Source organism: Thermodesulfovibrio sp. (genome assembly GCF_049969575.1).
Taxonomy (GTDB): Bacteria; Nitrospirota; Thermodesulfovibrionia; order Thermodesulfovibrionales; family Thermodesulfovibrionaceae; genus Thermodesulfovibrio; species Thermodesulfovibrio obliviosus.
This window is the reverse complement of record NZ_JBMFOO010000003.1, coordinates 33,571-41,392: the sequence shown is the minus strand read 5'-3', so window position 1 is coordinate 41,392 and position 7,822 is coordinate 33,571. Positions and strand designations below refer to the sequence as shown.

Here is a 7,822-nt window from a genome sequence, read left to right as displayed (position 1 = left end):
AAAGTTTAGTAAAATAACTTTGAAAGAGTTTCTTTAAAAAGCTTGTATGTTTTCTGGTGTTCCACATAGGCTCTTTTAAAAATTGCTGGAAAATTATTTAAATCTTTGATATTTACAATGCAGTCAACACCCTTTGCAAAGGCAGAAAGCCTGTCCATTGTTGGAATTGATAGAGACAGTAAAATCACAATAATATCTCTTCTCTGATACATTGGCAGAGAAGACATAGCTTCAATTATTTCATTAAATTCTTCTGATATCACAATTAAGGACGCATCTTCAATTGCATTGAGAGCTTCTCTGGGATTAGAAAAGCTAAAACATTCAAATCCTGCTGATTTTAGATAATCAGTTAAAAATTTCTGTACTTCCTCATTTTTTTCACATACAATGGCCTTTGGCATATTTTTTATCCCTTTACTTTTTTGCCATAATCAATGTCAAGTTTTAATCCTTCTATATCTGTTGTTTTTTCTCCACGTGCTGCTTTCATTTTATCAATTTCCATAATTACATATGATCTTCTTGATGCATAGGCTACTGCAGTTTCCTCTGTAATTAATCCATGTCTGTAGAGTTCAAGAATAGACTGATCAAAAGTATGCATACCAACTGCTCCGCTTGTAGCAATAACATCATAAAAGGTTTTCTCAGCAGTCTCACCATTTATAATCAACTCTCTTATTCTGAGATTTTTGCGCATAACTTCAGTGGCTATTATTCTTCCTCCACCAATTTTTGGAAGAAGCCTCTGGCTAACAACCCATTTAAGAGTATCTGCAACCCTCAATCTTATGTAGTTTTCATCCTGTGGCGGAAACATTCCAATCATTCTTCCGATTGTCTGTCCTGCATCAGTTGTATGAAGTGTGCCAAGCACAAGATGCCCTGTCTCTGCTGCCTGCATTGCAATTTCAAGAGTTTCTCTGTCTCTAATTTCTCCAACAAGTATTACATGAGGAGCCTGCCTGAGTGCAGCTCTGAGTCCGTCTGCAAAGTTATGAAAATCTATGCCAAGCTCCCTCTGATTGAAGGTGGATTTTTTATGCTGATGAACAAATTCAACGGGATCTTCAAGAGTTATTACATGGCATGCTCTTGTTTCATTGATTATCTCCAGCATTGCTGCAAGAGTGGAGGATTTACCAGAACCTGTTGCTCCTGTAACCAAAACAAGCCCCATTCTTTCGTTTACAATCTCTTTTACAATAGGAGGAAGCTTCAATTCCTCAACTGTTGGTATTTTCATTGGAAGCTTTCTTAAAACAGCTGCGTAATTGCCTCTTTGAGAAAAAATATTAACCCTGAATCTTGCTTTTGCTATAGCATAACTTGTATCACAGTAGCCCTCTTTAAGAAGATTTTCAATAAGTCTTTTTTGATTATTCATTAATGCAAGAGCTATTCTTTCTGTATGAAAGGCGGTTAAAAACTGAATAGGCACATTTTGAAGATAAACAGGTTTTAATTCACCCCACTGAAGCACCTGAAAGGGCCTTCCAACTGTAAAGACAATATCTGAAAGTTCAGGATAGCTTTCACAGATTTGATCAAGTATCCAGTCAAGCTCCTGTTTCCTCATCCAATACCTTCCTGAGGAACTTCCTTAAGAAATCTTGCAAACTTTTGTTTGTCTGTTGCCCTTTCATAGGCATCCTCTGCAGTGATTTTACCTTCCTGAAGAAGTTGTAGTAAAGCATCGTCCATTGTCTGCATACCTAGGCTTTTACTTGTCTGCATAATTGAAAGTATCTGGTGAGTTTTTCCCTCTCTTATAAGATTTCCAACAGCATAGGTATTAATCAAAATCTCACAGGCTGCGACTCTTCCACGGCCATCAGCTCTTCTTAAAAGAGTTTGAGCAACAACTGCCTGTAAAGACTCACTCAGTGATGTTCTTACCTGTGCCTGCTGCTCAGGAGGGAAGACATCAATAATTCTATCAACTGTTTTTATTGCCGATGATGTATGAAGGGTGCTCAGAACAAAATGACCAGTTGCAGCAGCCTCAAGGGCAAGCTGAATTGTCTCAATATCACGCATTTCACCCACAAGAATTATATCAGGGTCTTCTCTAAGTGCTGCTCTCAGAGCTTTTGCAAAGGACTCTGTATGAGTTCCCACTTCTCTGTAAGATATGACACATCCTTTGTTGGGATGAATAAATTCAATTGGGTCTTCAATGGTGATTATTCTTTCTTTTCTATTAGTATTTGCATAATCAATTATTGCAGCCAAGGTTGTTGATTTTCCAGAACCTGTAGGTCCTGTAACAAGAACAATTCCTTTCTTAAGCATTGCAAAGCGCTTTAGCACCTGTGGCAAACCAAGTTGATCAATTGTTTTTATTTCATTGGGAATATGCCTGAAGGCTGCACCAATTCCTTCTTTATGCATGAAGTAGTTCACACGAAAACGAGCAACACCAGGGATTTCATGAGCAAAATCAAGATCACCTGTTTCTTCAAATACTTTGATTTTTTCCTCTGGTGTGATTTCATAAAGAAGAGACCTCAGTTCCTGATTATCAAGAACCTTATACTGAACCCTCACAAGTTCTCCATGAATTCTTAATACAGGCTGGCTTCCAGCAACAAGGTGAAGGTCACTTGCTTTGTTTTCAAGCATTAATTTGAAAAAAGCATCAATGCGAGCCATGTTTAAATTATAGCACGATTTAATAAAAGATGTGAAGTCATGTTATACTAAAAAGCAAATGATTGAGCTTATTATTTTTGACTTAGATGGCACATTAGTGGACTCCTGTGAGGACATAACGCAGGCATTGAATTATTGTCTTGAAAAATCAAGAATTTCAGGATTTTCAAAGGAGGAAGTAAAAAAAATGGTTGGAGAAGGTGTTAACCGTCTTATAGAAAAAGCTCTGGATGCAAAAAAAATCTGTCTTCCAGTTCAAGAATTGATAGAATGTTTTGTGAAATACTATAAAGAACACATAGCAGACTTTTCAAAAGTTTATCCTGAAGTCCATGAAACTCTTACACAGTTAAAAAATATTAAAAAAGCTGTAATTTCAAATAAACTAACTGAACTCACTGTTAAAACACTTGAAAGTCTTGCCCTTTTACAGTATTTTGATTTTGTAGCTGGAAGCGACCTTTTTCCTGAAAGAAAACCTTCTCCGAAACCAATTATTGAAACAATAAAAAAATTCAATACCACTACGGATAAAACATTAATTGTTGGAGACAGTGAACTTGACATTATAGCAGGAAAACAGGCAGGAGTTAGGACAGTGGCGGTTACATACGGATATAGGGAAAGAGAAATTTTAAAAGAGGCTGATTTTATAATTGATAAATTCAGCGATTTATTAAAAATTGTGAGAGAGCTATGAGTTATTTTATAGTTTTTGCTGGAAAAGGTGGAGTAGGAAAAAGCACTCTTGCTGCCTTCACAGTAAAGTATCTTTCAAAGAAAAAACTTGGACCTGTTTTAGTGGTTGATGCGGATCCTAATTATTGTCTTCCAGAACTTTTAGGAGTTGAAGTCAGGGAAACAGTAGCCTCAGTAAGAGAAAATGCATTGAAAAACAAGCCTGAAGGAATGAGTCTTGATGAGTGGCTTGAAATTCAAATAAACAAAGTTGTTGAAGAAGCAAAGGGTTTTGACCTTTTAGTTATGGGAAGACCTGAAGGAAGTGGATGTTATTGCGCGGTTAACAATGTTTTAAAAAGAATTCTTCAGGAAATTGCACAACATTACAGATACATTGTTGTTGATAATGAGGCTGGAATGGAACACATAAGCAGGGGCATTTTAAGTAAAATTGATCTTTTATTTATAGTAAGCACTTTTACTAAAACTGGTATCCAGGCTGCTTTAAGAATAAATGAATTGATTAAAGAGCTTAATATAACTCCAAAAAAGAAAGTTTTAATTATAAACATGGCTTTCAGAGAGTTTGAAGAATCTGAAGAAAAAGAGCTTTTAAAACACTTTGATAGCATCTACTATGTTTTCTTTGATAAAGATTTCCTTAAACTCAGCGAAAAAGGTAGAAATGTCTTCAGTCTTTGTGGAGATGAGGCAGTATGGGTAAATTTTTACTGGATTTTGGAGAAAACAATTGAGTGAAAAATTTGATGAACTTGTCAAAATAATGGAAATTCTTCGCTCTGAAAAAGGCTGCCCCTGGGATAGGGTTCAAACCCATGATACTTTAAAACGATATCTTCTTGAAGAAGCCTATGAGCTTATTGAAGCAATTGAAAACAAAGATTCAAAAGCAATGAAAGAAGAACTTGGAGATTTACTCCTTCAGATTGTTTTTCACAGTGAGATAGCAAAACAAAATAGTAATTTTGACATAAATGATGTAATACAGACAATCATTCAGAAAATGATAAGAAGGCATCCTCATGTGTTTGCAGAGGCTGATTTCAAAACTCCAGAAGAAGTTCTTGCCCAATGGGATGAAAGAAAAAAGGAAGAGGGAAAGCTTCATGAATCAATTCTTGATGGAATTCCTCTTGCATTGCCAGCACTGCTGAGAGCATATAAAATTCAGTCAAGAGTTTCAAAGGTTGGATTTGATTGGGATAATGCTCAGGGAGTAGTTGAAAAAATTAAAGAGGAAGTTAAAGAAGTTGAAGAAGCAATTGCTTGTCAAGAAAAAAACAGAATAGAAGAAGAAATTGGAGATTTGCTTTTCAGTATTGTTAATCTCGCCCGTTTTCTTAAAATTGACCCCGAAGCTGCTTTAAGAAAAACAAACAGAAAATTTGAGAAAAGATTTAAAAAACTTGAAAAAATTGCCAAGCAAAAGGGCAAAAATCTAAAAGACATGACTCTTCAGGAAATGGATAGTCTTTGGAATGAAATAAAGAAAACTACTTAAAAAATAAAGCAAGAATTGCAACAAGAGCACCAATCTGACCAGCCCAGAAAATGAACATTCATCTTATGAGATCTGTCCTAACTCTTTCTATTTTTACCTCTAAATCTGCCTGAACTTTTTCTATTTTTACTTTTAAGTCTGAACTGACTTTCTCTATCTTTACCTCTAAATTTGCTATGTCCTGCTTTGTTGCAACTATTTCTGTAAGTGGCATAATCTTATTTTACATATCCTGATGCTGTCCCTGAAAAACTACCACTACTATATGTTCCTCCTGCAGCACCCTTCATATGAACTTGACCTGAGTATGAACCACCTGAAAGATTTATAGGAGAATCTGTCAGCACTTTTGCTGCCCAAGTTCCTCCAGACCATTGTGTAGGAGCAAAAATAACAGAACCTGATGCTCCACTAAGGGTTACAGGCTGATTTAGAGTTGGATCTGCAGTATAGGTTCCACTTACACTGGCAGTTGACCACAAAATTGGTTTCTGCCCTGTTTGGGTTGAAAAGAATACAACATCATTCATGTTTACTGTTAAATTGTTTCCACTTCCACTAAAACTTGCCCGTCCAACTTCAACAACAGGTATGTCAAGTTTTCTTAATTTTTCTTGATCCTCTGTAAATCCCGTTCCTGATGTATTGCATGTTCCGTTAGGACATGCCATAGCCAAAAACTTTGATGTGTCAAGAACTACTCCAGCTGTCACTGTCTGCCAATATTTATTTGCTGGATCAAAAGTTCCCATTGTTTCACCAACAAATATTCCTGTTGCTCCATTATAAGTTCCTGGATCTGCAAAATATCCATAGGTTTTACCATGAATTACATTCTGACGATTTTGTTCATCATTTCCCCATACATCTCCTTTTAAAATAGCTCCAAATACTCCGTAACTCCCAAATCCTTCAGAATACGTTATTTCGAATGGAGCTGAAGGAGCACTATCATATGTACCTCCCATGCCAATAACTCCTACCCCAAATTCCCATGCCTTTGTAGATTCATTAACTAACATATGCACTACACTCTCCTGCTTGCTTAAATTAATTCCAAAAGGATTCAAATCAATATCATTAAAAGAAGGAAAATAAAACATGTCGTCTGTATAATCTGCAGCAATAGTTACTGCTTTTACTGTATTTTCACCTTCAAGGAAAAATCTTTTTTCAAAGGTGAGCACATTTCCGCTTCCATCTGTTGAGAGATTTCCAATAAAAATTCCTTTGTTAGTTGAATCATTGTATATTCCTGCCACATAGGAGCTAAAATTATAATTATAGCCACCAACTGATAATGGATCTTCGTGTTTTGCAATTCTTCCTACTAAGTAACCAGTATAGTGATTTGTATAGTTATTGTCAGATGACCATTCAATTGGAGTATAATATAAATAGCCTGTGCTAAAATTTATTTCATTGTCATTGTCAATTATCTTTCCTAATGAATAAAGACTTCCAGAGCCTGAACTCCAGAAATTGTCTCCACCAAAATATGCATTGATGTATGCATTTGTTGGTGAAAAATCATTTTTATAAATTTTATAACCTAAGTAACTTGAGTTAATATGGATTGAATGTGAAAGTTCTACAGTAGGCTCATAACTTCCAAGCACAACTCCAACCCATTTATCTGAACCAAAATCACCAAACAGTTTACCTTCCAGTATTCCGTAATGAGTTGGTGTCATGAATCTGCCATTGAATGTTCCCGACATTTTATTTGATGAAATCTTTGCATCTGGAATACAGCCAACCCAGTAATCAGGTGTATCAGCATTAGCATCTCTGTTATCCCATGAATCACCACCAAATTCAATTATAAATCCTGTTGGTGATATTGCGCTGTGAGTTCCACCAAGCTCTATTCCAAAAACACCCCATGGCTCAATTTGACTTCCTTTTTTAAGAGAAAGAGTTGCTGAACCAATTGCACCGTAAGATGTAGCATATATATCCTGCTTTGATATTGTTGGAGTTTCGCTATCACCTGTAAAAAATCCCTGATAAACGCCCTCAATGAAGTTACTCCATGTATCCATTATGGAATAACCAGTTGTTTTGTTTTTTAATGCAATGATAGGTTCACTATAAAAGATTTGGAAACCCTCATAATACAAGTTATTGGATCCTTGTAATCCCTTAATGATTCCTGCAGAACTGTCAGAGCCAATGTATAATCCATAGATAGCATAATAATCCTCCGCGAATGCTCCAAAAAACCCTCTAAGCTTTAGGCTGCTTGCAGTGTTGTTTTGAAAACTACCCCATAGCATCATTGGTTCAGAGATAATAATAGAAGGAACATATCCAACTATGTAATTTTCAGTATTATATGTAACTGATTCATTTATGCTTGATGGTAAGTTCAACTGCCCTGTTTTTCCAATAAATATAGTGGACTGATCTACTCCTGAGAGTTCATCTATTTTAGTGCCATCATAATGATGAAAGTATCCAGTAAGTCTGGCAGATAAATTAAGTGGCTTCAACTCTATCCATGGATAAGTGATCAATGATTTTATACCACCAGATTCAAGAGTGATTGAAGAATAACCGCTTCCTGTAAAAAGATAATCTGGCGTAAGAAGCCTGAAATGGGAAGAAGAGGGAGTTCCTCCCAATATCCAGTATCCGCTTGAGCTATCACCTCCTGGTGCACTAAATGCGGAATTAAAAGAAACAGGAGTTGAAACAGTAAGCTTAGCCACTCCCTTATTAAATCCAGTTGCTCCTGCAACACTTCCAGTTACTGTGCTGTTTGCTGAGGTATCAGTTACAATACTTCCTGAAAAGGAATGCTCATGAGGAAGAATTTCTTGAGAGGTCCACTCCCGGGTGTTACCATAACTGTCTGTTGCTTTAATATCAATCTGATAATTATTACCGTCTATAACAGGCACAGGAAAATAAACAAAATTCTTGGGGACCGTATTTATAGTTATCCAATCTCCATAA

Annotated in this window: 7 protein-coding genes and 1 pseudogene; 3 read left to right on the top strand and 5 right to left on the bottom strand. The window is 36.1% G+C overall.

Features of this window, described 5'->3' with window-relative positions; genetic code table 11:
* Window positions 1-5: 5 nt before the first annotated feature.
* From ACP5O9_RS01490 to ACP5O9_RS01480, 3 genes are read right to left on the bottom strand one after another with little or no spacing between them, the layout of a single operon-like run.
* Window positions 6-404 carry a hypothetical protein gene (locus tag ACP5O9_RS01490; protein ID WP_353686544.1) on the bottom strand — a complete coding sequence of 133 codons (399 nt, stop codon included), beginning with the start codon at window positions 402-404 and terminating at the stop codon, window positions 6-8.
* 5 nt (window positions 405-409) lie between these two features.
* Window positions 410-1,582 carry a type IV pilus twitching motility protein PilT gene (locus ACP5O9_RS01485; RefSeq protein WP_353686543.1) on the bottom strand — a complete coding sequence of 391 codons (1,173 nt, stop codon included), beginning with the start codon at window positions 1,580-1,582 and terminating at the stop codon, window positions 410-412.
* Window positions 1,579-2,658: a type IV pilus twitching motility protein PilT gene (locus ACP5O9_RS01480; protein ID WP_353686542.1), complete on the bottom strand. Its 1,080-nt coding sequence runs from the start codon at window positions 2,656-2,658 to the stop codon at window positions 1,579-1,581. Before ACP5O9_RS01480 ends, ACP5O9_RS01485 begins: the two co-directional genes overlap by 4 nt.
* 58 nt (window positions 2,659-2,716) lie before the next feature.
* Here ACP5O9_RS01480 and ACP5O9_RS01475 point away from each other — a divergent pair, with 58 nt between their 5' ends.
* Genes ACP5O9_RS01475 through mazG form a run of 3 tightly spaced genes read left to right on the top strand, consistent with a single transcriptional unit; the run spans window position 2,717 to window position 4,861 of the window.
* Window positions 2,717-3,358 carry an HAD-IA family hydrolase gene (locus ACP5O9_RS01475; RefSeq protein WP_428723309.1) on the top strand — a complete coding sequence of 214 codons (642 nt, stop codon included), beginning with the start codon at window positions 2,717-2,719 and terminating at the stop codon, window positions 3,356-3,358.
* Complete coding sequence (locus ACP5O9_RS01470) at window positions 3,355-4,098, top strand: AAA family ATPase (RefSeq protein ID WP_353686540.1); 744 nt, start codon at window positions 3,355-3,357, stop codon at window positions 4,096-4,098. Before ACP5O9_RS01475 ends, ACP5O9_RS01470 begins: the two co-directional genes overlap by 4 nt.
* Window positions 4,091-4,861 carry a nucleoside triphosphate pyrophosphohydrolase gene (mazG, locus tag ACP5O9_RS01465; RefSeq protein WP_424904753.1) on the top strand — a complete coding sequence of 257 codons (771 nt, stop codon included), beginning with the start codon at window positions 4,091-4,093 and terminating at the stop codon, window positions 4,859-4,861. Before ACP5O9_RS01470 ends, mazG begins: the two co-directional genes overlap by 8 nt.
* 58 nt (window positions 4,862-4,919) lie before the next feature.
* Here the strand turns inward: mazG and ACP5O9_RS01460 are convergent, their stop codons facing one another.
* Together ACP5O9_RS01460 and ACP5O9_RS01455 are read right to left on the bottom strand one after the other, a co-directional pair.
* Window positions 4,920-5,075: a hypothetical protein gene (locus ACP5O9_RS01460; RefSeq protein ID WP_353686538.1), complete on the bottom strand. Its 156-nt coding sequence runs from the start codon at window positions 5,073-5,075 to the stop codon at window positions 4,920-4,922.
* Between the two features lie 4 nt (window positions 5,076-5,079).
* A pseudogene (locus tag ACP5O9_RS01455) lies at window positions 5,080-7,822 on the bottom strand (hypothetical protein); the annotation flags it as partial.

Bases quoted from the DNA above. Each gene is read 5' to 3' on its own strand.
- ACP5O9_RS01480 (WP_353686542.1), bottom strand. From the start codon at position 2,658: ATGGCTCGCATTGATGCTTTTTTCAAATTAATGCTTGAAAACAAAGCA.
- ACP5O9_RS01460 (WP_353686538.1), bottom strand. From the start codon at position 5,075: ATGCCACTTACAGAAATAGTTGCAACAAAGCAGGACATAGCAAATTTA.
- ACP5O9_RS01470 (WP_353686540.1), top strand. From the start codon at position 3,355: ATGAGTTATTTTATAGTTTTTGCTGGAAAAGGTGGAGTAGGAAAAAGC.
- ACP5O9_RS01485 (WP_353686543.1), bottom strand. From the start codon at position 1,582: ATGAGGAAACAGGAGCTTGACTGGATACTTGATCAAATCTGTGAAAGC.
- ACP5O9_RS01475 (WP_428723309.1), top strand. From the start codon at position 2,717: ATGATTGAGCTTATTATTTTTGACTTAGATGGCACATTAGTGGACTCC.
- ACP5O9_RS01490 (WP_353686544.1), bottom strand. From the start codon at position 404: ATGCCAAAGGCCATTGTATGTGAAAAAAATGAGGAAGTACAGAAATTT.